Genomic DNA, 26,802 nt, shown 5'->3' with positions numbered 1-26,802 from the left:
AAACGCTGATCAGCGACAGAAATCGCGCGCCAGTTCAGTGCATAGATCGGGACGCTCCATTTGAAGGAAATGGGTCGTTTCGGGCACGCAGACATAATCCAGGTTGAACTCAGCTGCAAGCTCGCGCCCGATGGGCGCCGAAGGCTGGACACCCGGCACAGCGGGGTCGGCACAAAGAAACCTGACAGGGAAGTCGATCTGCGCCAGCCAGGGCCACAAGCTGGTGTCGTCGTTGGTCTCGAAAATTTTCGCTTCGTGTTCGGGGTCGCATGAAAGCACCCATCCATCTTTTTCATCGTCGGACACCGGACGCACCAAGGCACGCGCCAGCTCATCGCAGGCCTCGGGCAGGCAGCGGGCGTACATGCCATTGCGCCTGATCTGCTCGGCCAACTCTTGCCAGCTGTCAAAATGGGTACGGCGCCTGCGCACACGACGCCCCAAATTCAGCATTTCTTCCACGTGTGCAGACTGCAAGGGATGGCCGTCGGGCGGAATGATGGGCGGATCGAACAGCACAAGGCCGTCAAGTACCGGCCCGAATTGCCTGGCATGCTGCAAGGAGATCACCGACGATAAAGAATGGAAGGCGCCGTAGGTCTTGCGTTCGCCCAGCTCGTCGCGGATGGAACGCATCACAAGATCAAAATCAAGCAGGAGCTGCGTCCAAGAGTGGTTTTCCAACGATCCGCGATCGCTGCGACCGTGTCCGCGAAAGTCGAGCACAACCACTTGGTAGTCGGCGGTAAGCGGCTTCCAGAACGAGGCATAGCCGTCGGCGGCCAAGCCGTTTCCATGACTGACGATCAAGCGTGTGGCCGATTCGGGGCCGTAAACCCGCGCCCGGATAAGCACCTCGTCGTCGGTTGCGACCTCAAGCGATTGCCTGAGCGGTGTTGCTGCTGCTGACTGCATGAAACTATTCCTCGTTCTGGGTGGCTGCGACGGTTCAAAGCTCGCACTGCCTGCTGGCTGTCTGCGGCCGTCGCTTCTTTCTTTCACGATAATACCCCGAACCATTCGTCGCGTTGGTATGCGGCCCATGCGGGGCGATTACTCGACTTGGTCGCCCGCAAGATCGGATCTGCGGCTGAATTCCCTGGCTTCCTGCAAAAACGCCTCGAGCAGATCTTGTGCGGGAAGTGTCAACGGCGTGTCTGCGCGCAGTACAACATGGATGGTGGTAACGGGCAGCGGATCTTCAATAGGCAGAGCGACTAGCCCCGCCCTTCGCCCGTATCGTTCTAGAAATGCGCTGGGCATGATGCCGACAACGTCCAGACCCGACATCAACCCCAGCAATGTGGAAAACGACTCACACTCAAGCTCTACCCGCGGCGGCTTCAGACCCCGTGTCTCGAATCGAAGGTGAGCCGGGTCGCCGGGCCCGTGCGCCGGTCCGGTAAGCACCCAGCTCGCCTCGGCCAGGTCGCTTAGACGCCTGGCGCGCGCCAAAGGGTGGCCCCGCCGTGCTGCGATAACCTCCTGGCTATGAAACAGAGGCTGGCGAAGAAGGTCATCGCCCACACCCGCCGCCGGCAGCGGGCCCAACAGAAAATCGAGTTCGCCGCTACGCAACTGGCGCAGTGCATTCGGATACAGCACATCACGCATGCACAGCTTTACACCCGGCCAGCGCACCCCGAAGCGTGCCGCCGCCCCCGGCAAAAAAAGAATGGACACAGCCGGCGACATGCCCAAGGTCACCTGGCCGGCAGCGTTGCCCAAATGGCGCGCTATATCTTCGCGGGCCCGATCCAGCTCGCGCAAGGCCGTTACCGCCCGAGCCGCCAGAATCTCACCGGCGGGCGCAAGCCGCGCGCCTCGCGCGCTGCGATGCACCATGGTGACACCGAATTCCTCCTCCAACTGCCGTAACGATTTGCTCAGCGCTGGCTGGGTGACATTCATGGTTTCCGCGGCAGCCCGAAGGCTGCCTTTTTCTGCCAGAGCGATCAATAATTCGAGCTGTTCCAGTCGCATGCCGCCTCCACTTTGTGATAACCAATGGTAATAGACGTGAAAACAAAACACTACTGGAGTCTTGATCCCTTCCCTACAATCAAAATCAAAACCATAACCTCAACGACACATCACCCTGGAGGAGACAATGACACGTAAAGTGAAGAATATTCTCTTCATTATGTGCGATCAATTGCGTGCAGATCACCTGTCCTGCTTTGGCCACCCTCACCTGAAGACCCCGAACCTTGACGCGCTCGCCGCAAAGGGCGTGATATTCGAACGCGCCTATGTGCAGTCCCCGGTATGCGGCCCGTCCCGAATGAGCTACTACACCGGCCGGTATGTGCATTCCCACGGGGCCAGCTGGAACTTCGTCCCGCTCAAGGTGGGAGAAATGACAATAGGTGATCATCTGCGCCCCTTGGGCGTGCAGTCGGTACTGGTCGGTAAAACCCATATGCGGGCCGATCTTTCCGGAATGGCCCGGCTGGGAATCGATCCCGACTCGAAAATCGGCGTACGCATTTCCGAGTGCGGATTCGATCCGTACGAACGAGACGACGGCATACACCCCTACTCGGGACACGACCCCGACCCCGCCTACAATCAGTACTTGCGCGACCATGGCTTCGACGGCGACAACCCCTGGGAGGAATGGGCCAACTCCACGGAAGACCCCGACGGCACGCTTCGCTCGGGTTGGTTCCTGAAGTATTCGAATCGGGCTGCGCGCATCCCCGAAGAGCACTCTGAAACACCCTACATAACGCGCCGCGCCATGGATTTCATCCAAGAGGCCGGCGACCAGCCCTGGTGCATGCACCTGTCCTACATCAAGCCGCACTGGCCATATATCGCGCCCGAACCATACGCAAGCATGTACAAGCCGTCAGATGCACTGCCTGTGGTGCGATCTGAACAAGAGCGCGAAGACCCGCACCCCGTGTACGAAGCCATGATGCAGCATCGCGTCTCGCAAACCTTCTCTCGCGACGAGGTACGAGACACAGTAATGTGCGGCTACATGGGCTTGATCAAGCAGATCGACGATCAGCTCGGGGTGTTGTTCTCGTTCATGGAAGAGCGCGGGCTGCTGGACAACACCATGATCGTCTTCACGGCCGACCATGGTGATTACATGGGCGACCATTGGATGGGCGAAAAAGACCTGTTCCACGAACCCGTAATTCGCGTTCCCTTAATCATCTACGACCCAGACTCGCGAGCAGACAGCACCCGGGGCACCCGCAACCGCTCCCTCGTCGAGGCCGTCGATCTGGCGCCGACTTTTCTCGATGTGTATGGCGGCCAGGCCGTACCCCACGTGATCGACGGACGTTCGCTGCGACCCTTGCTGTTCGGAGAGCAACCCGAAGACTGGCGGGATGCCGTCATTTGCGAATACGACTACGCTTTTCAAGACGCCCGCATCGACCTGCAAACGCCTCCGCGCCAAGCGTGGATGCGCATGATATTTGACGGGCGCTGGAAGTACGTGTTGTTCGAAGACTATCGGCCCATGTTGTACGACCTGGAAAACGACCCCAACGAATTTCACGACCTGGGCGCTTCGCAGCAAGCTGAGCACGTGCAAGCCCGAGCCCGCCTGCATGAGGCCTTGTTCCAATGGGCCAGGCAACCCCGCCAACGCGTAACGGTCAGCGATGCGGCCATCGAGTCTGTAGAGGTTCAGCCTCGCATCTCTGAAGGCGGCATTCTGATCGGCTACTGGGACGAAGAATCATTGGCACAGGCTCGCCAGGGATTCAAGCCCCGCTTCGCCTCCACTAATCCATTGGTCAAACCCACTTTGGATAGGTTGACCTCACAACACGGAGACACACACCATGTTTGATGCCACCGACCACACTTCTGAAACGCCAGACATCACGCCCTCCCATGTGGGGCTGGACGGCGTCGCATGGAACGTCATGGGGCAAATCTACGTTCCCAAACAGTCCAGCGACGACAGCTTCGCCTGGCATGCGACGTTTCCCATCGAAACCTTCGTTCCGCCTCATACGCATCCGTATCAAGACGAATACATCTTCGTCATTGACGGCCGCATCGACCTGCTGCTTGACGGGAAGAAACGCTCGGCAAGCAGCGGAGACCTGGTCCGCATGCCCCGAGGTCTGCCGCATGCCTTTTTCAACAACTCGGGCGAGCCCGCAACGGCCTTGTTCTGGGCTGCACCTGCCGGCAAATTATTAGAGCTGTATCGCCGGCTGCACAATGTCACCAATCCGGCCGAAGCGGTCAAAATAGCTCGCGACTATGATGTGCTGTTCGGTCCGCCCGTGTCTTCGGCCGCCACGAAAGAAGTGACTGAAACAAGTAAATAAAAAAACAAGTTTGGAAACAAGAGCAAGAGGAATGACACTCTTGCCAAGAGGCTGTTTCAGCCTTGCCTCATACCTATCAAAGGAGACACACATGAAAATCAAAACCTGGTTCTGTGCCGGCTTGCTTACGCTGCTGGCCGTGGGGACAACCGCCCAAGCGGATACAAAGCTGCTCTTCAATATGTTCATGGTCCCACAGGACCCGTTCAATACCCTTGTCATGGAGCCCTGGGCCAAAGACGTCGCGAAGGCGACCGAAGGGCGTGTCAAGATTGAATTCGCCCCCGCCAGCCTGGCCGCGCCCCAAGCCCAGATGGACGGAGTCACAAAAGGCGTGTTTGACGGCGCCTATATGTATCACGGCTTTCTGCAAGGGCGTGTAAAGCTTTCCCAGATCGCCCACTTGCCGTTCATAAACGTGAATGCCAAAGGCAGTTCCATCGCTCTATGGCGAACCTACGAGAAATTCTTCGCCGAGGCGGACGAATACAAGGACGTGAAGCTGCTCTCCCTGTTCACCTTCCCCGGGGGCCCTATTTACGGCATGCACAATGCCATCGAATCAAAAGCCGATCTGGAAGGCATCAAGGTCTACTCGGTGGCGGGCAACATCGCCCAGATGCTCGAGTCGGCAGGCGCGGGCGTGGTGGTGGCGCCAGCCGCACGCAGCTACGAGATCATATCCGGCGGCACTGTCGATGCCTTCGCCGGCTACCCGCTTTACAGCTCGACGGCATTTCACACGATTCAGTACGCCAAAACCATTACCGACATCCCCGGCCAGCTATCCGCTCCCAGCTTCGCCTTGTTCATGAACAAGAAACGTTGGAACTCCATTCCAAAAGCCGACCAGGAAATCATCATGAAGCTGTCGGGCGAGGCGTTCTCTGCTCGCTTGGCCGCCATCGACGAACTTGAATCCAAGCTGCGTAGCGACGCCACTGCGGAAAGCAAGAAATTCCTGACAGCCGGCGACGATTTGATGGGTTCGTTTCATCAATACGGTGACAAACTGAAGCAAGATTGGCTGGCCTCGGCCAAGCAAGCCGGTGTCGACGGCGAGGCGGCCCTGATGATGTATGAGAAAGAAGCTCGAGCCAACGCCAACTGAACAGCCGGATCTCGACCATGACATTAAACATTCCTGGCGCCGATCACCTGGATCGTGCCCTGGGTTTCGTCAGCGCCATACCCCTGGCGCTGATCGTCGCCCTGACCTTCTCGGATGTCTTTGCCCGTTATTTCTTCGCCAGCCCCATTCCGGGCGCGGCCGAAATGATCCAGTTTTCGATGGCCATAACGATCTTCGCCGCATTGCCTCTGGTAACCAGGGCGGGCGGACACATCACCGTCGACTTTTTCTCTTACGCCCTAAGCCCGAATAAGCGGGTGTACTTGCAGCTTCCCTGCGAATTGATCAGCGGCATTGCACTGGCCCTTATTTCGTGGCGGCTCTGGACCCAGGCGGTCGAGCATGCACAAAACAACACCATGACCCTCGTGCTGCGTCTTCCAATGGCTCCTCTGGCCTACCTCATGGCGGGCTTCGCGGCGTTGGCCGTCGTGGCTGTGGGCCTGCGCTTCATCGCCACACTGAGAACCGCGTTCGCCCCACCGGAGACAACGCCATGATGATCTCACTGCTTGGTTTCGTCGTTCTGTTCCTGCTGGCGTTCGCGGGCGTTCCGTTGGCCTTTGCCATGCTGCTCGTGGGCGCTGTGGGTTTTGCATTGCTGCGTGGCGGATTCGATGCGGCCTTCTCGATGGTGGCCCAGCAAGTCATGGATGCCTCCGTCAACGACGGCATGTCAGTGCTGCCCATGTTCATTCTTATGGGGCTATTCGTACACAAGGCCGATCTATCGGAAGACTTGTACAAGGCGGCCAATGCCTGGCTGGGCCATTTGCGGGGGGGCCTCGCCCACGCCACCGTGGCGGCTTGCGCCGTGTTTTCCGCAATTTCGGGAAGCTCTATTGCCACAGCGGCGACCATGAGCAAAGTGGCCATCCCGCCCATGCGCCGCCTGGGCTACAACGACGCGCTGTCTTGCGGCTCGGTGGCTTCCGCCGGCGTGCTGGGCGTGCTTATACCCCCATCGGTACCTTTGGTCATATACGGGCTACTCACCAATACAGATATCCGCCAGTTGTTCATCGCCACGATCGTACCCGGCTTGCTTCTGGCCGTGCTATTCATCATTGCTGTTTTTACGATCATCGTCGTACGTCCGGCGTGGGGGCCCACCGGAGAACGCACGCAATGGCGGGCACGCTTCGCGTCGTTGAAGAACGTCTGGATCGTGCTATTGCTATTCATCGGCATTATCGGCGGACTCTACGCAGGCATATTTACCGCCACTGAATCAGCGGGTATCGGCGCTTCGGGCGCATTGCTGATCGGCATACTGCGAAAAAAAATGTCGTGGGCCATTTTTCTTGAATGCCTGATCGACACAGCCAAGACCACCGCGATGATCTTCACCATCGTTTTCGGCGCCTTTGTGTTCGCAAACTTCATTACATTGTCCGGTCTTACGGGCGCACTAATCGAATTGCTCAGACAGCAAGGCACGGGCACTCTCAGCGTATTGCTGACCATGGTGGCGATCTACCTGGTGCTGGGCGCGATGATGGAAAGCCTGAGCCTGATGATTCTGACCGCGCCCATTTTCCACGCGATTGCAACGTCGATAGGCATCCACCCAATATGGTTCGGTGTCTTCGTCGTGATGCTGATCGAAATAGGCATGTTGACTCCGCCCGTCGGAATCAACGTGTTCACAGTCAAGTCGATGAATCAAGATGTTCCCATCCGGGTTATTTTTGCGGGAAGCCTACCCTTCGTCATAGCGAACGTCATCGCTGTAGCCTTGTTGATCGCGTTCCCCATGCTCGCTCTGTACCCGCTAAGATGGCTTTAGCGCGGCGGCCGGGCCGGGCCGCGATGCACCGCTCGCGGCTCAGAAGCTTCCAAAAGCAGTGCCAAGCACAATAACGGTAACCAGGGCGATAAACGGCGCGCCCATCGTGACAGCGGCAATATTCAGGTACGACTGCCGGTGGGTAAGCTTGCAAATGGACAGCAAGGTGATGATGGCGCCGCAATGGGGCAAGGTGTCGAACCCTCCGGCCGCCATCACCGCGACCCTGTGCAGAAGTTCAGGGCTGATCCCGGCCGCGTTGGCCATGCGCAGGTAGTCGGCGCCCAGGGTCTGCAAGGCGATGCTAAGGCCCCCTGAAGACGAGCCGGTGATGCCCGCCAGCACGTTCATGGCGACGGCCTCGGAAACCAGCGGGTTGCCCGGCGCCACATTAAGCACCGCATCGCGAATAATGGCAAAACCCGCCAAGCCGGCAATGACAGCGCCATAGCCCACTTCAGAAGCAGTGTTGAACAACGGCAGCATGAAGCCGAAGACGCCTTTGTTGACGGTTTCGCGCAAATCGATCCATCGGCCCAGCCGCACGACAACCAAGGTTGCGCAGGCGGCTACCAGCGCCACGATCAGGGCCCACAGGCCCGTCATCTTGTCCGGCGCCACGTCCGGAAAGCGTTCCGTGACGAAACTCATGTCCATGTTGGGGAACACCACATAGGTGAACAAAGCATTGACGCCCACCACCAGAAGCAATGGCAGTATTGCAAGTGTGAGCGGCATGCGCGACATGGGACCCCGCTCTGCTTCTTGAATGTCCGCACCGACGTCGTCATCGGAATGCTCACCGTAGCCTTCATTTTTCAGCTGCGCCTTGGCCTGACGCGTCAGCAGCCACCACATTCCGCCCGCCAGCATGATGATGCTGCCTATGATGCCCAGGCCCGGCGCCGCGAATACGTTGGTGCCGTAGTATGGAATGGGAATGGCGTTCTGGATGGCCGGCGTTCCAGGCATGGCCGTCATGGTAAAAGTGAACGAGCCCAGGGCGATGGAAGCCGGAATCAGCCGCTTCGGAATATTCGCGGCGCGAAACAGGCTACGCGCGATGGGATAGATCGCAAATGCCACCACGAACAACGACACTCCGCCATAGGTGAGTACGGCGCAGGCCAGCACCACGGTCAGAATCGCGTGCTTGTGGCCCAGGCGCTCGACAATCCATCGCGAAATGGTATTGGCCGCGCCGGAGTCGGCCATGAGCTGTCCGAACAGCGCGCCAAGCAGAAAAATGGGCAGGAACTGCAGCACATAACCGCTGAGCGCCGTCATGAAGGTTTCAGTATAGATCGGCAGGAAATACGAAATCTCACCCGACAGCATCACCGCCAATGCGGCCATCAAGGGGGCCAGCAACAGCACGGTAATGCCCCGATAGGCAAGAAACATCAGCAAAAGAAGCGAAACGACGATTGCAAGCGTACTGGTCATGCATCAAGCCTTGTATATGACAGGGGTGTATATGACGAGGGGTGGGGCCGCCTAGGTAGGGTCGCCTAGGTGGGATCGCCTAGATGGTACCGCCTTATGGCGCCGCTTCCGTGAAACGTCTACCATAACGAGGCAACTATGTATGACCATTCAATAAAAAACATATCCGCCCGGTAGGAGACCTCATGGTTCGTATCCCTTCACTTTCAGCCGCTGCCTTGGCTTTGGCGGCAATGGCCCCCGCCGGCGCTTTCGCCCAGCAAGCCCCCGACAACCAAGGCATGTATATAGGCATATTCGGCGGGCTTGGCGCCGCAACGGCGACCAGCTTGCAGCAGCGCGGTGCGGTCATCCTGCCGCCCGACTCGCCCATACCATTACTACCCATCAACGCCCAGGGGTCGACTTCCAGCAGCACCAACGTTGCCCTGGGAGGCGCCCACCTGGGCTACGAATGGAACCGCCTGAAGCTGGGGCCGAACTGGGGCCTGCGGCCCGCCGCCGAGATCGAGGGCATCTATATCGGCAAGCACTCGCCCACCGGCGAAATGCCCGTGATGCCGCGTTTCCTGGGCATGCAGTACGTTACAGTTCCCACCACTGCCGGCGTGTTTCTGGCCAACGCCATCTTTACGTTCGAAACCCCGTACTCGAAACGGATACTTCCCTATCTGGGCGTGGGCGCCGGCATGGCTTTCGTTTCCATCAAAGGGGCCGACTCGGCCAACCCCAGCGAACCGGGCATCAACCATTTCAATTCCGGCCCCAATGCGTCGGACTCAGCCTTCGCCATGCAGATCAAGGCCGGTCTCAAGGGCGAAATCTCAAGAAACCTGACCCTGTTCGCCGAATACAGGCGCCTTTCCATCAACGCCACCAGCTATAAGTTCGGCGCCACCGATTATCCCGGCGTGCACTTGCCAACCCATACCTGGAAGGTGGATATGGGCCGCCAAAATTACAACTTGTTCGTCGCGGGCCTGCAATACAAGTTCTGAAGCAAGCGCATTCCCGAAGCATGCACCGCGCTCTGTGCGAGCAGCCCGCAACTTAAAACGCCGACGCCGAATATCGTTTCCGTCTGTCGGCGCCGGCCGGCCCTACACCCCCAGGTAACGGTGCAGGGTCGCGGTATCACCCGCCAGTTCTTTCGCAGAACACTGATGAACCACCTGGCCGGTTTCCAATATATAGACATCGTCGGTAACCGTAAGCGCACTGCGCAGGTTCTGTTCTACCAGCAACGTGGTGATGCCGTCTTTTTTCAGTTCGAGCACCGCACGCTCGACATGCTGGACCATGACCGGGGCCAGGCCTTCTGTAGGCTCGTCCATCAACAACAGGCTGGGGTTAAGCCTAAGCGCACGCGCTATGGCCAGCATTTGCCGTTCACCGCCGGACAACTGGTTGCCCCTGTGCTTTTTACGTTCAGCCAGGCGCGGGAAAAGCTCGTAAATACGAGCCGCAGTCCAGTTGACGTGGCCGGCGTCAGGCTGGCGGGTGGGCACGATATCGAGATGCTCTTGCACGGTTAGCGATGGAAAGAGCCGTCGTCCTTGGGGCACGAAGCCAATTCCAAGCATTGCGACCTCGTCGATGGGCATGCCCATCAGTTCGACGCCTCGCCACAGCGCTGAACCCGAGATAACGTTTGGCGGAGTAACCTGCATGATCGAACGGATGAGCGTGGTCTTGCCCATTCCGTTTCGCCCGAGCAACCCGACGATCTTGCCTTCGGGCACGACCAGGCTTACGTCTCTGAGGACTTGGGCGTCTTTATAGCCACTGGATATGGATTTGACTTCAAGCATTACCGCCGGCTCCCCCGAAATACACCGCTTGCACCTTCTCGTTGGCCCGGATTTCGGCGGGCGTGCCTTCGGCCAGCAAGGCGCCGTAATGCAAGCACGTAACACGGTCGGCCAACCCAAGCGCCAGTTCCATGTCGTGCTCTATCAGCACCACGGTAAGACTCTCGGATAGCCGCCGGATGGTGTCCGCCATGGGACCGCGCTCGGCGGGTGAAAGACCTGCCGCCGGCTCGTCCAGCAGCAAAACCCGCGGATCGTTGCCGATGGCAATGGCAAGCTCCAGCAAGCGCTGCTCTCCGTACGACATGTCACCGGCCCGTGAATGGCGGCGGGTTTTCAAGCCGCAACGAAAAAGCAGTTCGTCTATTGTGTCGTCCATATCGGCCGAAGGCCGGTCTTTCTTAAGCAAGCTAAGACGCCCTTTATGCCGGCCACGTATGGCCAGCAAGATATTTTGCTCGACCGTAAGATCGGCGAAAATATTGGTAATTTGGTAGGTGCGGCTCATGCCGTGGCGCGCCCGGCGCGTTGCCGACCACGACGTTACGTCGTGGCCGAACAGCTTGACCCGCCCCGTGCTGGCTTCGAGCTCACCGGATATCAGCGCAAACAAGGTGGTCTTGCCGGCCCCGTTGGGGCCGATAACGACATGGGTAGTGCCCTTCCTGACGGCCATCGACACATTGTCGACCGCTTTCAGGCCACCAAAGTTCTTGCTGATCCCGGTCAACTCAAGAGCGTTTTCAGTTTCCAAACCCAGCATCCTTATGATTTCTTAATGCCTTGATAATCGCGGCTGTACGGCGGCGACTTCATGAACTCTTCAGGGTCGTACGTCCAGAATTGCGATACCTGCGGATAGGTTTCGACGACCTCGTTGACGAGGGTGCCGTCTGCCTGCTTGACCACCTTGCGCACATACACATCGAAGATAGGATTGCCGTAGCTATCGAGGGACAAGGTTTCGCCCAAAGGACTGCCGGAAACCTTTTCAGAGATCAAGGTTTCTATCAGGGCGTCTGTGTCTTGTGCCTTGCCTTGTATCTTTTCAAGTGCGTCGGCCAGCCAAAGGCCTCCGGTAAAGCCTTCGGCCGCGAAGATGCCCGGAAGCAGCTTGTAGGCTGCTTTATAGGTTTCGACGAAATCGCGCGTCTTTTGGTTGTCGAGGCCCTCGGCGAAGTGAGAGCTGGACATAATGCCTTCACACTCTTCAGCTTCAAGATGGCGGATGACGGATTGATCGGTGACGTTTTGCGACGACAGCAGGGGAATCTGGTCTTTGAAGCCGAAGTTCCACCATTGCTGGAGCATCCGCGCGGAGTCGGCCCCGGTCTGCACCGAGAACACCACGTCGGGTTGCAAGGCCTGGATCTGTCCCAGATAGGGGCTGAGATCGGCCGTGCCCAGGGGATGCCAGAACTGACCCGCCACCGTGCCGCCGCCTTCGGTAAAGGTTTGCACGAACCCCCCGACTTGTTCATGGCCGAAAGCGTAATCCTGGCCAAGCGTAGCCACCTTCTTATAGCCCTGCTTCACCGCCCAGTCGGCCAGGGGACGCGTGATCTGGCTGGCGGAAAAGCCGCCCGTGCGCAATACGTTGGGGATGCGGCTGCGCTGCGTGAGTTCGTCGGCCGCCACGGCGGGCATCAGGTAAGGCACGCCGGTTGTCTTGGCCAGTTCGGCCACAGCCAAGCCCGTGTTGGCAAGAATATTGCCCACCAGCAGATGAACGCCTTGCTGCTGGACCAGGCGGCGCGCTTTTTGCAGCGAGGTGTCGGGGTTGGAACCGTCGTCTTCGACGAAAATTTCGACTGGCCGCCCTGCAATGGTAAGCCCGTGCTGTTGCCAGAACAGGTTCCAGCCATCGAGCATTTCACGGCCCGGCGCAGCCGCGGTTCCGGTAAGTGGCGACATGAAACCGATCTTGATGGGACCGTCGTTGGCGAACGCACGCATGGTCAGGCCGGGAACGGCCAATAAAGCCCCCATTTGTGCACTGCGAATCACGAAGTTTCTACGATTCATTGTTGTCTCCTGGTTTTATACGGGGTATTGCTACCCACGGGTTTTCTTGCCTCTGCTCCACAGGCCTATGATGCCGTTGGGTGCAAAAAGCATGGTGAGCACGAATAGAGCGCCCAGTACGGATGCCCATCGCTCGGTATAGAAGCTGACCACGTTCTCGAGAGTGATAATGACGGCGGCCCCGACGAAGCCTCCCCAAAGCGTGCCGATGCCACCCAGAATAGCCATCAGCAAGCCTTTCACAGATTGAGTCAGTGCCACGCTGGTGGGACTGACGAAACTATTAAGCAACACGCCCAGCACGCCCGCCACGCCTGCGGCAAAGCCCGACACAAGAAAAACCAGCGTCAGGGCATGGGGCACCTTGTAGCCCAAGGTCGCCATGCGATGCGGACTTTCACGAATAGCCCGCAAGGCAAGCCCGAACTGGGAATGCACCATCAGGCGCAACATCCAGAACACTACCCCGACCACCACCAGCACGAACCAATAGAACATGTTGTGGTCGACAAGAATTTCCGGCCTGGCGATGCCGCGCAACCCGCTTTCGGCGCCGGTGACGGAGACCCAGCGATAGGCAACCCCCCACACGACCATGCCCAACGCCAGAGTCAGCAACAAAAAATACACCCCAGTCGTGCGCACGGCCAACACGCCGAACAGCAAAGCCAACAGGCTGGCGCCCACCACGCCGGCCGCCGAGGCCAGCCAAATATCCATGCCCGCGCTAAGCTGGCACCAAGCCACCACATAGGCCGCCATTCCGAAAATCGCACCGTGACCGAGCGATGTGCGGCCAACCATGCCGGCGAGCAAGTCGATCGAGGCGGCGAACAGCCCGTAAATCAGAATTTCGGTGAGCAGTATTTTCGGATAAGTGGGCAGCAGCAAGGGAGCAACGATAAGCACGATTGCCATGACCAGCCAAAGCCCGATTCTCAAGTTTGCATGCATGGTCAAGCCCTTCCAAAAAGGCCATATGGCCGAAACGCCAGCAACAAGGCCATAGGCCCGAAGATGATGAAGTAAGCAAGTTCGGGAAACCACACTTGGCCGAACGTAGCCAGAAAACCCACAAGCAAGCTGCCGATGGCCGCGCCGCCCAGACTGCCCCTGCCCCCTATGATGACGATGGCCAGGCTGTACACCAGAATCTCGGCGTCGCCCCCGGGGTATAAGGTAAGAAACGCCCCACCCAGCACCCCGCCCAAACCGGCCAGCGCCGAACCCAGCATGAAGGTAAGAACGAACAGGCGGCTGATCTTGATGCCGATCGCCTGAACCATCTCTTTGTCGTCGACCCCGGCACGTATCAGCGCACCGAGGCGGGTCCGGTTATACAGAACCCACAAGAAGGCAAACGTGGCAAGGCCGGCTGCAATGACGAAAATACGATATTTTGGGTAAAACACGCCCTCGAAGTTGGCCGCACCGCGCAAGGCCTGGGGCACGCGTACGGTAAGAGCGTCGCCACCCCAGATGACCAGGCAGACATCGTTGATAATCAGCGCCACACCGAGGGTAAGCAAGACCTGCTTGAGATCTTGGTTCTTGATGCGCTCGAGCAGCACGCGATCCAACAGCAGGCCCAGCACCGCGATAGCGACAAGAGCGACCAATGCGCCGATAAAGAAGCTGCCGCTCCAGCGACCCGCTGTCATGCCAATGTATCCGCCCAGCAAGTACAAAGAGCCATGCGCCAGGTTGACCACGCGCAACAAGCCGAAAATAAGCGTGAAGCCACTGGCCACCACAAACAGCAGCGCCGACAAAGACAGTGCGTTAGCGATCTGAATTATGTTGGCGATCATGCGCCGACTCCGACAGTGTGATTGTTTTCCGTATACCGCCTGTAGATTTCTTCACCAGTCCAGAACGCAACTTTGTCGTGCTCCAGGATGTAATCAAGAGCCTGTTCCAGGTAGCGAATGCGATGAGGGCTACCGGAAAGGAAGGGATGCACTGGTATGGCCATGATGCGAGGCTGTTCCTGCCCTTCTTGCCAAAGACGATCAAAGGTATCGCGCACACGGGTGAACATGACCTGAGAATCATGATGCTGCACGGCCATCATGGGGATATCGTTAAGCTCGACCGAGTATGGCATGGCTACCATATCTCCGTGCAAGGTGTTCAGCCTGCACGGCTGGTCGTCCAGAACCCAGTCGGCGATATAGCGTATGCCGGCTTCATGCAGCAAATCGACTGTTTCGAAGGTTTGTGTCAGGCCCGGCCCCAGCCACCCAAGCGCGGGCTTGCCGGTAAAGCGCCGGATTTTTTCTTGTGCCAGAAGAATCATGGCCGCCTGGTCGTCGACCGCGTGAATGGGAATCTGGACGTCGCCATGGCCCATGAATTCCCAGCCTGCCTCGAGCGCCGCGCCGGCAACCCTTGGATAAGCTTCACAGACATGGCCGTTTATCGATAAAGTGCCTGCGATGCCGCGACTGCTGAAAGCTTCCAGCAAACGCCAAAAACCAACTCGCATGCCATATTCGTGCCAAGACCAGTTGGCAATATCGGGCAGGCTGGTAACACCGGTGGGCGGTGGAATGACCTGTCGGGCCATCGGCCGGTCAAGAGACCAGTACTCGACATTGATGACCGGCCAGACGACGACGCGAAGATCGGCGCCCAGATCGAGCCGGGGCCTGTCGACAATGGCGCTGTAAGGCAGGCGTTCCGTTGGCCACTGGCCCCCCTTTGCTGCTGTTTTCTGCTTTGTCTCCATCTTGCTACCTTGGAAATTTTTTTATAAGACGACTGGTTCGCCGGTATACGGCCTACTCTTTAATTGCGGCATTGACCCGCGGCATGACTTCTTCGGCCATCAATTGCATTGAGCGCTTGGCCAACACGGGGTCAACCCAGTCGTGACCGGCATATAGCAACTTGCCGAAATCGCCGATCTGGTCACGAAACGCCAGTATCTGGTCTACGACCGAATCGACCGAGCCGGCAATGACCAACTGTTTGGTGACGTAATCCGGCGTAATGAGCTCGTCGGGCATGCTTTGATCGGCCTTGAACAAATTACCCCGCCCTCCGGCAGTCACCAGCTTGCGTATTAGCTGTGAAAAATAAAAATGATAGGGTCCGGAAGCCTCGTAAGCGTAGCGTTGCGCGACTGCATCGTCATCGGCGACGAATATGCTCTTGGCAACCCGCCATTCACTTGGATGGGGCTGCGCCCCAACCAGCTCACGCCCCTCGGCGTATTTGTCCCAATGGGTCTTGACCCATTGAGGCAGGAGGAAATTGGCCGATATGGCTTGCCAACCTCTTTTGGCCATTTCAGTGACACCCTGGGAAAATGGCGCCACCGCTGTGCCGACGATAGGGGGATGCGGCTTTTGATAGGGCTTCATGATGTAGCCCTGGCCGATCTCGGGGATCATGGTGCGCCCCACCGAGATATTCCAGTACTTGCCTTGTATATCGTATGGTGGCTCGGATTCCCAGATTTTGAGCACCGTGTTGATGCATTCGACCAGCATCTCATTGCGATTCTTGTCAAGGTTCCCAAAGACCTCTGCATCAGACATCAGGCCGCCCGGACTGATGCCCATGATGAAGCGCCCCTCGAGCAAATGATCAAGCATGGCCACTTGCGCCGCCACGGCCGCCGGGTGGTTGTTGGGCATGTTGATGGTGCCGGTGCCCAATTTGATCTGCTTGGTTTCCGACAGAAGGCTGGAAAGGAAAACCATGGACGACGTGACTGTTTCGGCGGCATCGGTAATATGCTCGCCGACAAAAGCCTCGGTAAAGCCAAGGCGATCGGCCAGCAACACCGCTTCGCGATCTTCTTTAAGCGTTTCGGTAACATTTCGCCCCGGGGGATGCAGGGGCATCAAAAAAATGCCTAATTCCACTGTTTGGTCTCCAGACAGCGCCTTTCATTGTTCTTCTTTAAAGGGATAACTGACTGTCTCCCCTTAATTGATGCTCAAGTGATCAATAATAAGCGCAAAGCAGTACAAGGAAATACTAGAGCTTCTACTAAGAAACCCTTAGTTCTAAGTTCTAATCAAGATAGCCGCCCCGGGAAAATATCAACGGCGTTGACGTCGGGCTATATCCAAAATGCATCACAGTGCCAAAAAACACCGCGTGATCGCCACCGTATGAGCGGAAATCGTTGCGGCATACGAACTGGGCGGCCACGTCTTCCAATAGCGGTACGCCCTCCGGGGTCAGCATGTAGTCCACAGAATCGAATTTGTTCGTGGACGGGCGCGAGAACCGCTCGGACAAATGCCGCTGGTGGTTGCCCAATACATTGACGCCGAAATGCACTGCTCGCCGAAATACTCCGTGGCTGGGCGCGGATAGCTTCTGCGACCACAACACCATTGGCGGGTCGAGCGAGACGGCATTGAACGAGCTGACCGTTACACCATAGAGCGCGCCCGCCTCGTCTCGGGTCGTGATCACCGCCACGCCGGTGGGGAAGCATCCCAGCGCATTGCGTAAATGCCGCTGCTGGGGCGCCGCCATGTTTGCCGGCCCAAACTCTTGGGCCGGAGCGTCCACCGTGACCCACTCATCCTGCGTTATCGGCATGCTTGTCTCTCCCTGCTGTGACTGACCGCCTTGGCCTCGCGTGACGCAGCCGGTGCTCTTCATCTGCTCAACCGGCCGCACTGTCTCGATATGGCGCTGATCGGCGGTCTGTTGACAATGACTGTTGTCGCAGCCGCTGCTTTCTTCAGCCTCAATTTAGTGATCTAATGATCATTATAAGTTTGCATGCCTTGAATTTGCAATATCATGTCTTTAAAAAACCCTACACCGGAGAAGACCATGAACACACAACCCCACGACGCCGGGGCGCCTGTCCTGGTGCTGGCAAACTCTCTTTCGGCCACCCAGGATATGTGGCACCGGCAGATTCCCGCATGGTCCGAGCGCCATCGAATAGTCTCTTGCAACTATGCCGGGCATGGTCCGGCCACCGACGCATCGCTACCGCCGCAAGACAATATCGCCGGCATGGGGCAAGCGCTGATCGCTCGGCTGGACAAGCTGGGCGTCGAACAGTTTGATTTCGTCGGGCTCTCGCTAGGCGGGATGCTGGGCTTGCACATGGCCGCCCGCTACCCCGACCGGGTGCGGCGCTTGGTGGCCGCCAATTGCCGTTACTGGAACAATGCCGAAGGCCAAAAACAATGGGACGCCCGGATCCAGACGGCGCAAGAAAACGGCTTGCAAGCCATCGCTCAAGGCACATTGGAACGCTGGTTTACCGAGGGCTTTCGCGATGCCGAACCCGATACCGTTGCGCGCATGCGGGACATGATTCTTACATGCGACGTAGAAGGCTACGCCCTGGCGGCCACTGCCGTTCGTAATCTCGATTTGCGCGAGCAATTGTCCGAAATACGATGCCCCGTACTTTTACTGACCGGAGATCAGGATGTCGCCGCTCCGGCGGAACATATGCAAGAGATCGCCCAACTCGTGCCCAATGCAAAACTGCACGTATTCGACCATTGCGCGCATATTTCCAACATTGAGCACCCAAAAGCATTTCTGGAACAAGTTCAGGAGCACTTGGAATAGAACGCGAATTCCGGCGACCACAACACGAGTGAACTACGGCGCCGCGGTGTGTGCGATGCCACATGCGCAGCGCGGCAGCGGCCCGCGTGGGCGCCGGTCAGGAAGACGGATTCTCGTCGCCGGCGCTGTTCTTACGATATAAATGGCCCAGGCTCTGTATCAAGCCTTCGACCAACGCCTCGATTACTTTATTGAAGTTCTTTGGAATCGCGGTTTGATATACCCAACGCCTCATGCCGATGTAAAAAATGCTTGCGTGCAGCGCCCATACCAATTCCACCTCGAGATCGATGTCATCGTTGGCCGGATCCGGCGAGAAACCGAATTCATGCCGCGCCTCGTAAACCACTGTCTTGAAAATACGTTCATGCAGCAGCTTGAAGAAGCGGTCATCGATGCCCTTTTGGCGCAAACCAGCAAAGATCAGGATACGGACCCATTCGTTGCGAATCAGGTTTTGCGCATAGTCCAGGTAATAGCCCTTCAGCCGCTCTTCGAAAGGCTTCTCGCGATCACGCAAGCCTTCTTCCCACAATGGGTTCCAGCGCGCAACATACACCTGCCCATACACCTTTTCGATCAATGCCTGCTTGGTCGGAAAGTAACGGTACAGCAGCGATTGCGTCACGCCTATCTGCTTGGCCAATTCGCGGGTGCTGCCGTCGAAACCGTGCTCAGCGAAATATTGCACCGCCTTGCGTACAATCATCTGCTCGCGTTCGGCAGGGTTCATGCGCGGTGCGCGACTACGCTTGTTTTTCTGTGGTGTTGCTGGCATAGAAAACCCATTAGTCTTGTACTGCGCGGCTCATACTCCCCGCGCTTGGGGCACGCCTGCGGCTACCCGCATTCGGGGGGTGCATCAGGACGCCATTGTAATCACAGCCGACACACATCCAACAGACGATCACGCAGCATGTCTCAAGCATTGCCGTCTAATCACACCTGCCAAACACTTCACACATTCTAAGCCGGAGACTCCCATGGCCCGCCTCCCCTACGCCGACCTTGCCAACCCCGAAGCCAGCCCACTGGTAGAGCAGATCATTGCCGAACGAGGCAGCGTACTGCATTTGTACCAAATGCTTTTACAAAGCCCGCCGATCGCTCGCGGCTGGCTCAACCATCTGACAGGAATCCGCCAGCAAAGTACTTTGCCAGGAGCCATCCGAGAGATGATCATCATGCGCGTGGCCCATCTTAACCGCGCGCCTTACGAAGCCGACCAGCACGCACCCATCGCTCTCAAAGAAGGGCTAAGCCAGGCTCAACTGGACGCGCTAGAAGATTGGGAAGGCACAGCGTTGTTTTCTGAGCGCGAGCGCGCAGTACTGGCCTATACCGATGCCATGACATTAAATGTACAGGTTGAAGATTCCATCTTCGACGCTGTTGACAAGCACTTCACTGACCGCGAGATGGTCGAACTTACCGCCACCATCGCCACCTACAACATGGTGTCGCGGTTTCTGGAGGCCCTGCAAATTCATTCGGACGACCCGCGCCGGGCCGCCGAGCCGACAGCGTAGACGACGCCTGACGCCCAAAGGCACAAGGCCGTTGCGGGGCCCTAGGCAGGCGAAAAAATCCGCCGCCAAGGCCGGGGGTTAGTCCAACGCCCCGCCGCCCCAGACGCCAAACGCGGCCTGCACCGAAGCGGCGTCGACCCGGCCGCCGCGCAGCAGCAAGGTCAGCAATATCTTCGCTTTCTTGCCATCAAGCCAGCCGGCCCGGATAAGGCCGCGCTTTTGCAGGTCGATTTCGCTGCCCACAAAGCCATACGTCTTGCCCAGCACCTCGCCGTTTCCGGTGCGCGAAGCCAGCACCACCGGCATTTGGGCAGCGGCCCGCTCCAGGGCCTCGGCCACCGGCGGCGCAACATGGCCACCGCCCGTCGCCTCGACAACCAGCCCGGCGAAGCCCGCCTTGCAGGCCGCATCGACAAGCCGGCCGTCATCACCCAGGCACACCGTAAGCAAAGCCACGTCGGCGCTGTCGCGGCCAAGTTCACGCAATGCCGATCCCATGCGCTGCACACGATTGACGACGCGCACGCGCCCTTCGCAAACCCAGCCGATGGGGCCCGCCAACGGCGAAACAAAAGCCGCCGTGCTGCTGGTGTGCGCCTTGCGCACAAAGCGGGCGGCATGGATTTCGTCGCTGAACACCACCATGCAGCCCAGCCCTTTTGCATCGTCGCTGCAAGCTGTTTGCACAGACGCCAGCAGGTTTGCCGGCCCGTCCGCGCCAGGCACCGTCGGGTTGCGCATGGCGCCGGTAACAATAACAGGTGCGTCGCAGTCAACCAGCCTGTCCAGCGCGAACGCCGTCTCTTCAATAGTATCGGTGCCTTGAGTAACCACCACCCCGCTTGCCCCTTCAGCCACCGCTTTTTCTATCGCCCCCGCCAGCGCCAGCAGGTCGTCGTACGATAAATGAGCGCCCGGAATCTGCCGAAAAGAGACGGTTTCCAGCTTGGCCAGCTCAGCCAGTGCGGGTACCGCCTTGATCAGCATCTCGCCCGTCAATGTCGGCACAACGCCGCCATCAGGACTTTCGGTCATGGCAATGGTGCCGCCCAGGGCGAACACCTTTACGGTAGGCAAGGCCATTGTCTGCTCCAGCAAGTTATCACGCCCGCCATCCGCCGGGCGCACAATGGACTACAGCATACTTCATGGAGCGCCGCTTGCGTGGGCACGACCACCGAAGTAATGCATTGCCTCTGCCTAGAGCTTTCGCCGCAGTTGCAGCACAAGCATCATTCCGACGAGGATAATGGCTGCGGAAAACAAGAGGACTCCGCCTTCGACAAACCGCGATGTCAGCGCCAGGCCCCAAAGGATGCCTCCTACCCACAGTCCCGCATCGACAGAAAGATTCCACATCACCGACGCGCGGCCCGCGCTTAGCAGGCGCATTGCCGTGTGAAGCGTGACGGTCTGGACAACTCCGATTCCGACGCCTATCAGCACGCCGGAAACCATCGCCGCCGTGGAGCTTGCGGCAAATACCCCACACACTCCTCCGGCCGCCAGCAAAACCGCCCCCGTGACAATCGTGGCGCCAGTCGTGGTTTTCGCTTCGAGCTCACCGCCGAGCCAGCGTCCCAGCGCGTTGCCCGCCTGGACCGAAAAAATGACGACGGCGGCGCTTCCGTATGCTGACGCCAGTACTGGCAGGCTGGACAAGCCATGCGAGAGCAGCACCACTCCAATAAGCAAGAAACACAAGACAAGCCACGGGGCGCCCGCCACAAGGTCACGCATACGCCGCAGCCCGCTTTTCTTGCCCTCGGCCAAAGGCTTGCGCTGAACGCTGCCTGAGGCGGGCAAGCCGGCTGAAGCCCGTCCCACAGCGGCCGGTACCCCGAACGACAACCCGACGGCGATCATCCCAGCGATGAAGGCGCAAATGCCAAATACAGTCGGCGAGAACGTGAGCGCGAGCTGCACTCCTATGGGCGAGCCCAAGGCGGAAGCGGCCATGGTGACCAGTCCGTAAATGCCGATCATGCGTCCGAGCCTGTTGGCCGACACGAGCAATGCTATGCCTTGGGATCCGGCAACGATCAAGATGCCAAAGCCCGCACCCGCGGCAACAGCCCCGGCAAGCAATGCGGGCGTGCCGGCCGCCATGCCTGTGATCAGTGCTCCGGCGGCCGTCAGGGCCACCGAGCCGGCCAGCACGGACCGAAGTGAAAATCGGCTGACCAGGGCCGGCGTGAGGGCCTGCACGCCCATGACGAACGCCATCATGGTTCCAAGGAACAAGCTGCTCAACCCCGGCGCATCAGCTCGCGTCACGGGAATAAGCGAGTACAGCGTGAAGAATATCGCAAGACCCAATGACGCCACCGCCGTCAATGACGCAAACGGCGCCCAAGCAGGAATCTTCATCTCTTTAATCCCACATGTGGGTGACGTCGTCAATCGTGCCGGCCGGAAGCCGGTCAAGAGGCCGCGGCCCGGTATGGATCACTTGCTGCATGTTGTGTGTCCCGAAATTTTCAAGTCCGCACAGCATAAGCCATTTGAACGCCGCTTCACACTTATCCACTGTTTCTGTGTGCAAGCCTGTGAATAATTGTTGGAAGACTCGCGGCAAGCACGGCTGGGATTGAGCCTGCGGCCTTTGACTGAATTCCGTCCGCCCCAACCTTCGACGTACAATCAACCCGCTTGCACGTTAATCCATACAGCCATCTCGAAAAAAATGTTTGAATCGCTTTTCCGCGTTGATCTAAGGCGTCTGATCCTTTGGATGTGCCTGTTCTTCGTGTTTTTGGCATTGGGCAACAGCATGCACGCTGCGTATCAAGTCCAGCACGGTTTGCTGCTGCAACACAGCCTGGACACAAACCGCTCTTATGCTGAAAGGCTGGCACACGTAACCGATTCATTTATTGCATCATCCGCACAGGTGCTTGAAGCCGCTGCATTGGACGTAACCGAAAGCCGGCTCGATCCGGCCGCCACACAAAAAGAACTGGAGCAGCTCGCAAGCATCTCTGACACCTTCAGCACCCTTATTGCGGTTGACTCCTCAGGCAAGATTTTTGCGGCCCTGCCCGGCAGTGCTTTCCTGGTGGGCACACTTTTACAGGCCTCACAGGTCAGGCAGTTGCTCAATGTGAAAGGTGTGTCAACAATCAGCGGCGCGTTCAAGGGACCGTCCGGCCGCTGGCTTAGCGTCATCGCCCATCCCATCTTTTTGCCCGAGGGCGGCTATGCGGGGTTTATCGGCGGCGCTATTCGCCTGCAAGGCGGCAGCGCCCTGCAAACCGCTTTAGCCAAGCATCACTATCAAAACGGCTCTTATTTCTACATCGTGGACGAAACGGGAACGGTTGTTTACCACCCACAGCAAGACCTGATTGGCTCCTCTTTCCAAGACACGGAACCTGTGCCGGAATTATTGCGCGGCAAAGCGGGAACGCAGCGCACAAGCAACGCCGAATCCCATGACCAGCTCGTCAGCTACGCGCCGATACCCTTCGCGAACTGGGGTGTCGTCGTACAGCGGCCCACCGAAATCGCACTATCCAACATCGACAAGCTTCTTTTACAGACGCTTTACCACACATTGCCGCTGTTCATCATCAGCTTGCTGGCAATCTGGTGGCTGGCCCGGCTTATTGCTTACCCTTTACATGAACTTGCCGAAGTCGCGGCCAATCTGGACAACCGGGCCAGTTTCTTGCGCATTCGCTTCATCAAGGGCTGGTACGTCGAAGCGGCGCTGATACAAAAAGGCCTGCTGCAAAGCTTTTCCGCAGTGGGAAGCCGCCTACGCAAGCTTCACCGCGAAGGTTCCACGGATCCGCTTACCGGCGTGGGCAACCGCCGAGGGCTCGACACAGCCATCGGAAAATTGATGAAGACGGCGCAGAACGTGGCCGCGGTGATGGTCGACATCGATCATTTCAAGGCCATCAATGATAGGCATGGCCATGCCGCGGGCGATGAGGTCCTTAGAACCATGACGGCCATGATCATGGCCGAGGCTCGCAAAGAAGATGTGGTCGCCCGCACGGGGGGCGAGGAATTCGTTATTTTGTTGCCGGACACAAAGCTTGATTCGGCAAGGCAATTTGCCGAACGATTACGGTCCGTCATAGAACAGACCCGCTTTGACGGCGTGGGACACGTGACCATTTCGCTGGGCGTGGCTTGCTATCCCGAACACGGCGCCAGCGTGCATGACGCCATGGCGCTTGCGGACACAGCGCTTTACCAAGCCAAGGCCGCCGGCCGCAATCGCGTACACCTGGCAATATAGAGCCGCCCGCCCCGCGGTCGCGGGGCGGTTCGACGCAAGGCCCTTGTCGCCGCGGCTTTGTCAGCGCACGCTGGAAAGTTCAGGCAGCCACATGATGAGCGACGGGATATAAGTGACCAGAGCCAAGGCAACAAGCGCCAGAATGAGAAAGGGAAAGCAGCCCCTTACCACTTCTGCGAAATGCGACTTGAATGTCACGATGCCGACGAACAGGTTGATGCCGAAGGGCGGGCTGATCATGCCGATGGCAAGGTTGAGGGTAAGGACGGCGCCCAGGTGCACCGGGTCAATACCCACAGCCATGGCTGCTGGAAAAATCAGCGGCGCCAAAACGATAATGGCCGAGTTCGGGTCGATTACCATGCCGGCTATCAGAAATATCACGTTGACGATCAAGAGCAGGCTTTCAGCCGACCCCGAGCCGATCAGGCCGGCGATCATCTGGGGCACCTGCTGCACAGTCATGAACCAGGTCATGATAGAGCCCGCGGCAATCAAAATCAGCAGCATGGCAATCGTCGCCGCCGACGTGCTCGTGACATCCAGAAGCTCGCGCAGCTTCAGCCTGCGATAGACGCATACCTCGACGAACATCGCGTATACCGCCGATACGGCGGCCGCCTCGGTTACAGTGAAGTAGCCGCTGTATATGCCGCCCAGAATGATGACCGGCAGCATCAGCGCCCAACCGCCACGCTTCAGCGCCTTGAGAAGGGCCGACGCGGAAAAGTGTTGAGCCCTGCCAATGCCGCGACGCAAGGCATACACCAGCGAATACGCGATCAGCAGTACCAGGAACACCAGGCCGGCGCCAAATGCCGAAAGAAAAACCTTGGCAATGGATTGGCCCGTCTGCAAGCAATAAAGAATGACAGCCACACTAGGGGGGATCAACATCGACAGCGTAGACCCCGAAAGAATCAAGCCGATGGAGAAACGCTTGCTATAACCTTGCCTGATCAATGCGGGGTAGACAATCGGCCCGACACTCACGACCGCGGCCACCCCTATGCCCGAAATGGCGCCGAATACGGCCATGGTCAGGGCTGTCGAGATGGCTAGCCCCCCCGGTATATGGCCCACCAACGAATCGGCAACGTCAACCAGCCGATTGCCAATTTCACCGCGGGATATTACGTCCGCGGCGAAAATGAACATCGGAATGGCAAGCAACGCAAAAACATTGACGCCCTGAACGGCTCGCTGAGGCAACGCGACCAGGGGCAAGCCCAAGTCCGAGACACTGAAAGCGACGATGGACGGCAGCAACAGCGACAAAAAAATCGGCACGGAAAGCAGAAGCAGCACGCTCGCGCCAACCAACAGGATAACGACATAGGGCATTTAGTCCACCTTGGCTAAGTAGTTGTCCGTATTCAGATCACACACCAGAAGGCCCCTCAGGCGTTGCTATCGGCTCGATCGCCGCCTCGACGGAAGGCAGACGTGAGTCATCTTTGCGCAACATGGCCACGAGCAGATCGGCATAGTTGATGAACATCAAGACCATTCCTATGCCGATCGGCAGATAGAGGAACCCCGGGGAAACCCCCAGGGTAGTTTCGATCTCGCCAGTGTTGAAGATGAACTTGGTCAGTTGGATGCCAAGAACAGCCATGATGGCGGAAGTCACCATTCCGACAATGGCCGTAATGAAAACAACCGCCCGCATGAGACGCACGCCTGCGGCCCTAAGCAGCAAATCGACGGCAACGTGGCCATGAATAGGGACAATGAACGCGGCGCCAATGAAAGTCAGCCATACCATCAACCACGATCCCAGGGTGTCTCCTCCGACGTAGGAGTACCCCAGGAAGTTCCGGGCGACGATATTCCCGAACAAGACCAATGTCATGACCAGGAGCACCACGCCCGAGAACGTACGACTGAACGCGTTCAAGCCACGGATGATGCATGTGGCCCACTTCATTTATTTACCTCGGCCAGTTCGGCATCAAAGGCATCCAGATAAGTCTGTCCTTCCCCCTTCGTGAGCTTCACGTAGAAATCGCGTGTGGGCTTGGTGACCTCAGCCAGCACCGCCTTTTGCTCCGCTGTCATGGGCACGACTTCCATACCGGCGCTCTTGAACACTTTAAGCGCTTCTTCAATGCCCTTTTGAGTTGTCTCGTAGGACACTACGGCTGCCGCATCCGCTGCCTCACGAATTTCTCCTTGGCAACTTTCGGGAAGTTGGTCCCACCACTTTTTGGACACCATGAACACTTGGTCGAGGGTTCCGTGGTCGGTCATGGTCATGTACTTCTGGACTTCATAGAACTTCATGGACTGGATCAGCGTGATCGGGTTGTCCTGCGCCTGGATGGCGCCGTTCTGAAGCGCTGAATAAGTTTCCCCGAAGTTCATCGAAACGTTCTGCAAGCCCAGCAATCTGTTCTGCTCGACCAACACCTGGGATGGCATGACACGCGCGGTAAGCCCCCTGTAGTCTTCAGGCGTCACCATTGGACGGGGGCCCGTCCACTCTTTGTAGCCGGTGTGCCACACATTCAGGGACACAATACCCTTGCTGGTGGTCGTATCCAGCAAGTCTTTCATGGCCTGGCTCTTGTGAATTTCCAGCAGCTTCTGAGGGTCGTCGGGAAAGTAATAGGGCAAGTCCATGATGCCCAGCAACGGCTGGAAGCCGACCAGGAAAGATGCGGGCAGCAATGTGGATTCGACTGAGCCAAGCTGCAGGAGCTGGATCATGTCGTTGCTGCCGCCCAACTGCGACGACGGATATACCTGAACTTTGAGGTCGCAGGAATTCTTGCCATTGAGCAGATCGGCCATCCGATGAGCCCCAAGATCGCGCGACTCACCGGGGTTGGCCGAGTGCGCGATCTTCATTGTGAAACCGGCTGCGGAGGCAGCCGAAACCCCTGCGATCCCGATCGCAGCCACCAAAACTTTCAAACTCGCTGATATGGTCTTTTTCAT

Annotated in this window: 26 protein-coding genes; 9 read left to right on the top strand and 17 right to left on the bottom strand. The window is 58.1% G+C overall.

Annotation, left to right across the window (positions count from 1 at the left end; all coding sequences use genetic code 11):
* Positions 1-9 precede the first annotated feature (9 nt).
* Positions 10-915 carry an alpha/beta fold hydrolase gene (locus ACIY1O_RS00610; RefSeq protein WP_397473120.1) on the bottom strand — a complete coding sequence of 302 codons (906 nt, stop codon included), beginning with the start codon at positions 913-915 and terminating at the stop codon, positions 10-12.
* Positions 916-1,053: 138 nt separating this feature from the next.
* Positions 1,054-1,983 carry a LysR family transcriptional regulator gene (locus tag ACIY1O_RS00605; RefSeq protein ID WP_397473119.1) on the bottom strand — a complete coding sequence of 310 codons (930 nt, stop codon included), beginning with the start codon at positions 1,981-1,983 and terminating at the stop codon, positions 1,054-1,056.
* 127 nt (positions 1,984-2,110) lie between these two features.
* Here ACIY1O_RS00605 and ACIY1O_RS00600 point away from each other — a divergent pair, with 127 nt between their 5' ends.
* From ACIY1O_RS00600 to ACIY1O_RS00580, 5 genes are all read left to right on the top strand, one after another.
* Positions 2,111-3,820, top strand: a complete 1,710-nt coding sequence (locus ACIY1O_RS00600) for an alkaline phosphatase family protein (protein WP_397473118.1) — start codon at positions 2,111-2,113, stop codon at positions 3,818-3,820.
* A complete protein-coding gene (locus tag ACIY1O_RS00595; RefSeq protein WP_397473117.1) occupies positions 3,813-4,310 on the top strand; it encodes a cupin domain-containing protein in 498 nt (165 codons plus the stop codon). The genes ACIY1O_RS00600 and ACIY1O_RS00595 overlap by 8 nt, the downstream gene beginning before the upstream one ends.
* 91 nt (positions 4,311-4,401) lie before the next feature.
* A complete protein-coding gene (gene dctP / locus ACIY1O_RS00590) occupies positions 4,402-5,421 on the top strand; it encodes a TRAP transporter substrate-binding protein DctP (RefSeq protein ID WP_397473116.1) in 1,020 nt (339 codons plus the stop codon).
* A 17-nt stretch (positions 5,422-5,438) separates the two neighbouring features.
* The gene (locus ACIY1O_RS00585; RefSeq protein ID WP_397473115.1) at positions 5,439-5,942 is read left to right on the top strand and encodes a TRAP transporter small permease; all 504 of its coding nucleotides are present in this window, start codon (positions 5,439-5,441) and stop codon (positions 5,940-5,942) included.
* Positions 5,939-7,231: a TRAP transporter large permease gene (locus ACIY1O_RS00580; protein ID WP_397473114.1), complete on the top strand. Its 1,293-nt coding sequence runs from the start codon at positions 5,939-5,941 to the stop codon at positions 7,229-7,231. The genes ACIY1O_RS00585 and ACIY1O_RS00580 overlap by 4 nt, the downstream gene beginning before the upstream one ends.
* 39 nt (positions 7,232-7,270) lie before the next feature.
* Here the strand turns inward: ACIY1O_RS00580 and ACIY1O_RS00575 are convergent, their stop codons facing one another.
* Positions 7,271-8,677 (bottom strand): GntP family permease, encoded by a 1,407-nt coding sequence (locus tag ACIY1O_RS00575; protein WP_397473113.1) that lies wholly within the window; start codon positions 8,675-8,677, stop codon positions 7,271-7,273.
* Between the two features lie 185 nt (positions 8,678-8,862).
* On the opposite strand from ACIY1O_RS00575, the gene ACIY1O_RS00570 reads away from it, so the two are divergent.
* On the top strand, positions 8,863-9,675 hold the full coding sequence (locus ACIY1O_RS00570) for an outer membrane protein (RefSeq protein ID WP_397473112.1): 813 nt from the start codon (positions 8,863-8,865) through the stop codon (positions 9,673-9,675).
* A gap of 102 nt (positions 9,676-9,777) precedes the next feature.
* Here ACIY1O_RS00570 and ACIY1O_RS00565 read toward each other — a convergent pair whose 3' ends face one another.
* The 8 genes from ACIY1O_RS00565 to ACIY1O_RS00530 all read right to left on the bottom strand — a co-directional run bounded on the left by ACIY1O_RS00565 (position 9,778) and on the right by ACIY1O_RS00530 (position 17,079).
* Positions 9,778-10,488, bottom strand: a complete 711-nt coding sequence (locus tag ACIY1O_RS00565; protein WP_397473111.1) for an ABC transporter ATP-binding protein — start codon at positions 10,486-10,488, stop codon at positions 9,778-9,780.
* Positions 10,481-11,242: an ABC transporter ATP-binding protein gene (locus tag ACIY1O_RS00560; RefSeq protein WP_397473110.1), complete on the bottom strand. Its 762-nt coding sequence runs from the start codon at positions 11,240-11,242 to the stop codon at positions 10,481-10,483. Before ACIY1O_RS00560 ends, ACIY1O_RS00565 begins: the two co-directional genes overlap by 8 nt.
* Before the next feature lie 11 nt (positions 11,243-11,253).
* Entirely contained in the window at positions 11,254-12,513 is a 1,260-nt protein-coding gene (locus ACIY1O_RS00555; protein ID WP_397473109.1) for an ABC transporter substrate-binding protein, read from the bottom strand.
* Positions 12,514-12,543: 30 nt separating this feature from the next.
* A complete protein-coding gene (locus ACIY1O_RS00550) occupies positions 12,544-13,467 on the bottom strand; it encodes a branched-chain amino acid ABC transporter permease (protein ID WP_397473108.1) in 924 nt (307 codons plus the stop codon).
* 2 nt (positions 13,468-13,469) lie between these two features.
* On the bottom strand, positions 13,470-14,324 hold the full coding sequence (locus ACIY1O_RS00545) for a branched-chain amino acid ABC transporter permease (protein WP_397473107.1): 855 nt from the start codon (positions 14,322-14,324) through the stop codon (positions 13,470-13,472).
* Positions 14,321-15,244, bottom strand: coding sequence for a polysaccharide deacetylase family protein (locus ACIY1O_RS00540; RefSeq protein ID WP_397473106.1), 924 nt, complete (start codon positions 15,242-15,244; stop codon positions 14,321-14,323). Before ACIY1O_RS00540 ends, ACIY1O_RS00545 begins: the two co-directional genes overlap by 4 nt.
* A gap of 52 nt (positions 15,245-15,296) precedes the next feature.
* The gene (locus ACIY1O_RS00535; protein WP_397473105.1) at positions 15,297-16,388 is read right to left on the bottom strand and encodes an LLM class flavin-dependent oxidoreductase; all 1,092 of its coding nucleotides are present in this window, start codon (positions 16,386-16,388) and stop codon (positions 15,297-15,299) included.
* Positions 16,389-16,539: 151 nt separating this feature from the next.
* Positions 16,540-17,079 carry a flavin reductase family protein gene (locus tag ACIY1O_RS00530; RefSeq protein ID WP_397473104.1) on the bottom strand — a complete coding sequence of 180 codons (540 nt, stop codon included), beginning with the start codon at positions 17,077-17,079 and terminating at the stop codon, positions 16,540-16,542.
* Positions 17,080-17,319: 240 nt separating this feature from the next.
* On the opposite strand from ACIY1O_RS00530, the gene ACIY1O_RS00525 reads away from it, so the two are divergent.
* A complete protein-coding gene (locus ACIY1O_RS00525; protein ID WP_397473103.1) occupies positions 17,320-18,078 on the top strand; it encodes an alpha/beta fold hydrolase in 759 nt (252 codons plus the stop codon).
* A gap of 97 nt (positions 18,079-18,175) precedes the next feature.
* Here the strand turns inward: ACIY1O_RS00525 and ACIY1O_RS00520 are convergent, their stop codons facing one another.
* Positions 18,176-18,811, bottom strand: a complete 636-nt coding sequence (locus ACIY1O_RS00520; RefSeq protein ID WP_397473102.1) for a TetR/AcrR family transcriptional regulator — start codon at positions 18,809-18,811, stop codon at positions 18,176-18,178.
* 250 nt (positions 18,812-19,061) lie between these two features.
* Here ACIY1O_RS00520 and ACIY1O_RS00515 point away from each other — a divergent pair, with 250 nt between their 5' ends.
* A complete protein-coding gene (locus ACIY1O_RS00515; RefSeq protein ID WP_397473101.1) occupies positions 19,062-19,607 on the top strand; it encodes a carboxymuconolactone decarboxylase family protein in 546 nt (181 codons plus the stop codon).
* A 78-nt stretch (positions 19,608-19,685) separates the two neighbouring features.
* On the opposite strand, the gene ACIY1O_RS00510 is transcribed toward ACIY1O_RS00515, so the two are convergent.
* Together ACIY1O_RS00510 and ACIY1O_RS00505 are read right to left on the bottom strand one after the other, a co-directional pair.
* Positions 19,686-20,690: an asparaginase gene (locus ACIY1O_RS00510; RefSeq protein ID WP_397473100.1), complete on the bottom strand. Its 1,005-nt coding sequence runs from the start codon at positions 20,688-20,690 to the stop codon at positions 19,686-19,688.
* A 117-nt stretch (positions 20,691-20,807) separates the two neighbouring features.
* A complete protein-coding gene (locus ACIY1O_RS00505) occupies positions 20,808-21,977 on the bottom strand; it encodes an MFS transporter (RefSeq protein ID WP_397473099.1) in 1,170 nt (389 codons plus the stop codon).
* Positions 21,978-22,293: 316 nt separating this feature from the next.
* On the opposite strand from ACIY1O_RS00505, the gene ACIY1O_RS00500 reads away from it, so the two are divergent.
* A complete protein-coding gene (locus ACIY1O_RS00500; protein WP_397473098.1) occupies positions 22,294-23,859 on the top strand; it encodes a diguanylate cyclase in 1,566 nt (521 codons plus the stop codon).
* A gap of 60 nt (positions 23,860-23,919) precedes the next feature.
* On the opposite strand, the gene ACIY1O_RS00495 is transcribed toward ACIY1O_RS00500, so the two are convergent.
* The 3 genes from ACIY1O_RS00495 to ACIY1O_RS00485 are packed head-to-tail and all read right to left on the bottom strand — an operon-like array spanning position 23,920 to position 26,802.
* Positions 23,920-25,203 carry a TRAP transporter large permease gene (locus tag ACIY1O_RS00495; RefSeq protein ID WP_397473097.1) on the bottom strand — a complete coding sequence of 428 codons (1,284 nt, stop codon included), beginning with the start codon at positions 25,201-25,203 and terminating at the stop codon, positions 23,920-23,922.
* A 37-nt stretch (positions 25,204-25,240) separates the two neighbouring features.
* Positions 25,241-25,789, bottom strand: coding sequence for a TRAP transporter small permease (locus ACIY1O_RS00490; RefSeq protein WP_397473096.1), 549 nt, complete (start codon positions 25,787-25,789; stop codon positions 25,241-25,243).
* Positions 25,786-26,802, bottom strand: a complete 1,017-nt coding sequence (locus ACIY1O_RS00485; protein WP_397473095.1) for a TRAP transporter substrate-binding protein — start codon at positions 26,800-26,802, stop codon at positions 25,786-25,788. The genes ACIY1O_RS00490 and ACIY1O_RS00485 overlap by 4 nt, the downstream gene beginning before the upstream one ends.

Source organism: Pusillimonas sp. (assembly GCF_044464525.1).
Classification (GTDB): domain Bacteria; phylum Pseudomonadota; class Gammaproteobacteria; order Burkholderiales; family Burkholderiaceae_B; genus Pusillimonas.
The sequence above is the reverse complement of the archived record's forward strand: the minus strand, read 5'-3'. Positions and strand labels throughout refer to the sequence as shown.

Excerpts from the sequence above, each read along its gene's own strand:
- ACIY1O_RS00610 (WP_397473120.1), bottom strand. The coding sequence starts at position 915 with ATGCAGTCAGCAGCAGCAACACCGCTCAGGCAATCGCTTGAGGTCGCA.
- ACIY1O_RS00605 (WP_397473119.1), bottom strand. The coding sequence starts at position 1,983 with ATGCGACTGGAACAGCTCGAATTATTGATCGCTCTGGCAGAAAAAGGC.
- ACIY1O_RS00600 (WP_397473118.1), top strand. The coding sequence starts at position 2,111 with ATGACACGTAAAGTGAAGAATATTCTCTTCATTATGTGCGATCAATTG.
- ACIY1O_RS00595 (WP_397473117.1), top strand. The coding sequence starts at position 3,813 with ATGTTTGATGCCACCGACCACACTTCTGAAACGCCAGACATCACGCCC.
- dctP (WP_397473116.1), top strand. The coding sequence starts at position 4,402 with ATGAAAATCAAAACCTGGTTCTGTGCCGGCTTGCTTACGCTGCTGGCC.
- ACIY1O_RS00585 (WP_397473115.1), top strand. The coding sequence starts at position 5,439 with ATGACATTAAACATTCCTGGCGCCGATCACCTGGATCGTGCCCTGGGT.
- ACIY1O_RS00580 (WP_397473114.1), top strand. The coding sequence starts at position 5,939 with ATGATGATCTCACTGCTTGGTTTCGTCGTTCTGTTCCTGCTGGCGTTC.
- ACIY1O_RS00575 (WP_397473113.1), bottom strand. The coding sequence starts at position 8,677 with ATGACCAGTACGCTTGCAATCGTCGTTTCGCTTCTTTTGCTGATGTTT.
- ACIY1O_RS00570 (WP_397473112.1), top strand. The coding sequence starts at position 8,863 with ATGGTTCGTATCCCTTCACTTTCAGCCGCTGCCTTGGCTTTGGCGGCA.
- ACIY1O_RS00565 (WP_397473111.1), bottom strand. The coding sequence starts at position 10,488 with ATGCTTGAAGTCAAATCCATATCCAGTGGCTATAAAGACGCCCAAGTC.
- ACIY1O_RS00555 (WP_397473109.1), bottom strand. The coding sequence starts at position 12,513 with ATGAATCGTAGAAACTTCGTGATTCGCAGTGCACAAATGGGGGCTTTA.
- ACIY1O_RS00550 (WP_397473108.1), bottom strand. The coding sequence starts at position 13,467 with ATGCATGCAAACTTGAGAATCGGGCTTTGGCTGGTCATGGCAATCGTG.
- ACIY1O_RS00545 (WP_397473107.1), bottom strand. The coding sequence starts at position 14,324 with ATGATCGCCAACATAATTCAGATCGCTAACGCACTGTCTTTGTCGGCG.
- ACIY1O_RS00540 (WP_397473106.1), bottom strand. The coding sequence starts at position 15,244 with ATGGAGACAAAGCAGAAAACAGCAGCAAAGGGGGGCCAGTGGCCAACG.
- ACIY1O_RS00530 (WP_397473104.1), bottom strand. The coding sequence starts at position 17,079 with ATGCCGATAACGCAGGATGAGTGGGTCACGGTGGACGCTCCGGCCCAA.
- ACIY1O_RS00525 (WP_397473103.1), top strand. The coding sequence starts at position 17,320 with ATGAACACACAACCCCACGACGCCGGGGCGCCTGTCCTGGTGCTGGCA.
- ACIY1O_RS00520 (WP_397473102.1), bottom strand. The coding sequence starts at position 18,811 with ATGAACCCTGCCGAACGCGAGCAGATGATTGTACGCAAGGCGGTGCAA.
- ACIY1O_RS00515 (WP_397473101.1), top strand. The coding sequence starts at position 19,062 with ATGGCCCGCCTCCCCTACGCCGACCTTGCCAACCCCGAAGCCAGCCCA.
- ACIY1O_RS00510 (WP_397473100.1), bottom strand. The coding sequence starts at position 20,690 with ATGGCCTTGCCTACCGTAAAGGTGTTCGCCCTGGGCGGCACCATTGCC.
- ACIY1O_RS00505 (WP_397473099.1), bottom strand. The coding sequence starts at position 21,977 with ATGAAGATTCCTGCTTGGGCGCCGTTTGCGTCATTGACGGCGGTGGCG.
- ACIY1O_RS00500 (WP_397473098.1), top strand. The coding sequence starts at position 22,294 with ATGTTTGAATCGCTTTTCCGCGTTGATCTAAGGCGTCTGATCCTTTGG.
- ACIY1O_RS00495 (WP_397473097.1), bottom strand. The coding sequence starts at position 25,203 with ATGCCCTATGTCGTTATCCTGTTGGTTGGCGCGAGCGTGCTGCTTCTG.
- ACIY1O_RS00490 (WP_397473096.1), bottom strand. The coding sequence starts at position 25,789 with ATGAAGTGGGCCACATGCATCATCCGTGGCTTGAACGCGTTCAGTCGT.
- ACIY1O_RS00485 (WP_397473095.1), bottom strand. The coding sequence starts at position 26,802 with ATGAAAAAGACCATATCAGCGAGTTTGAAAGTTTTGGTGGCTGCGATC.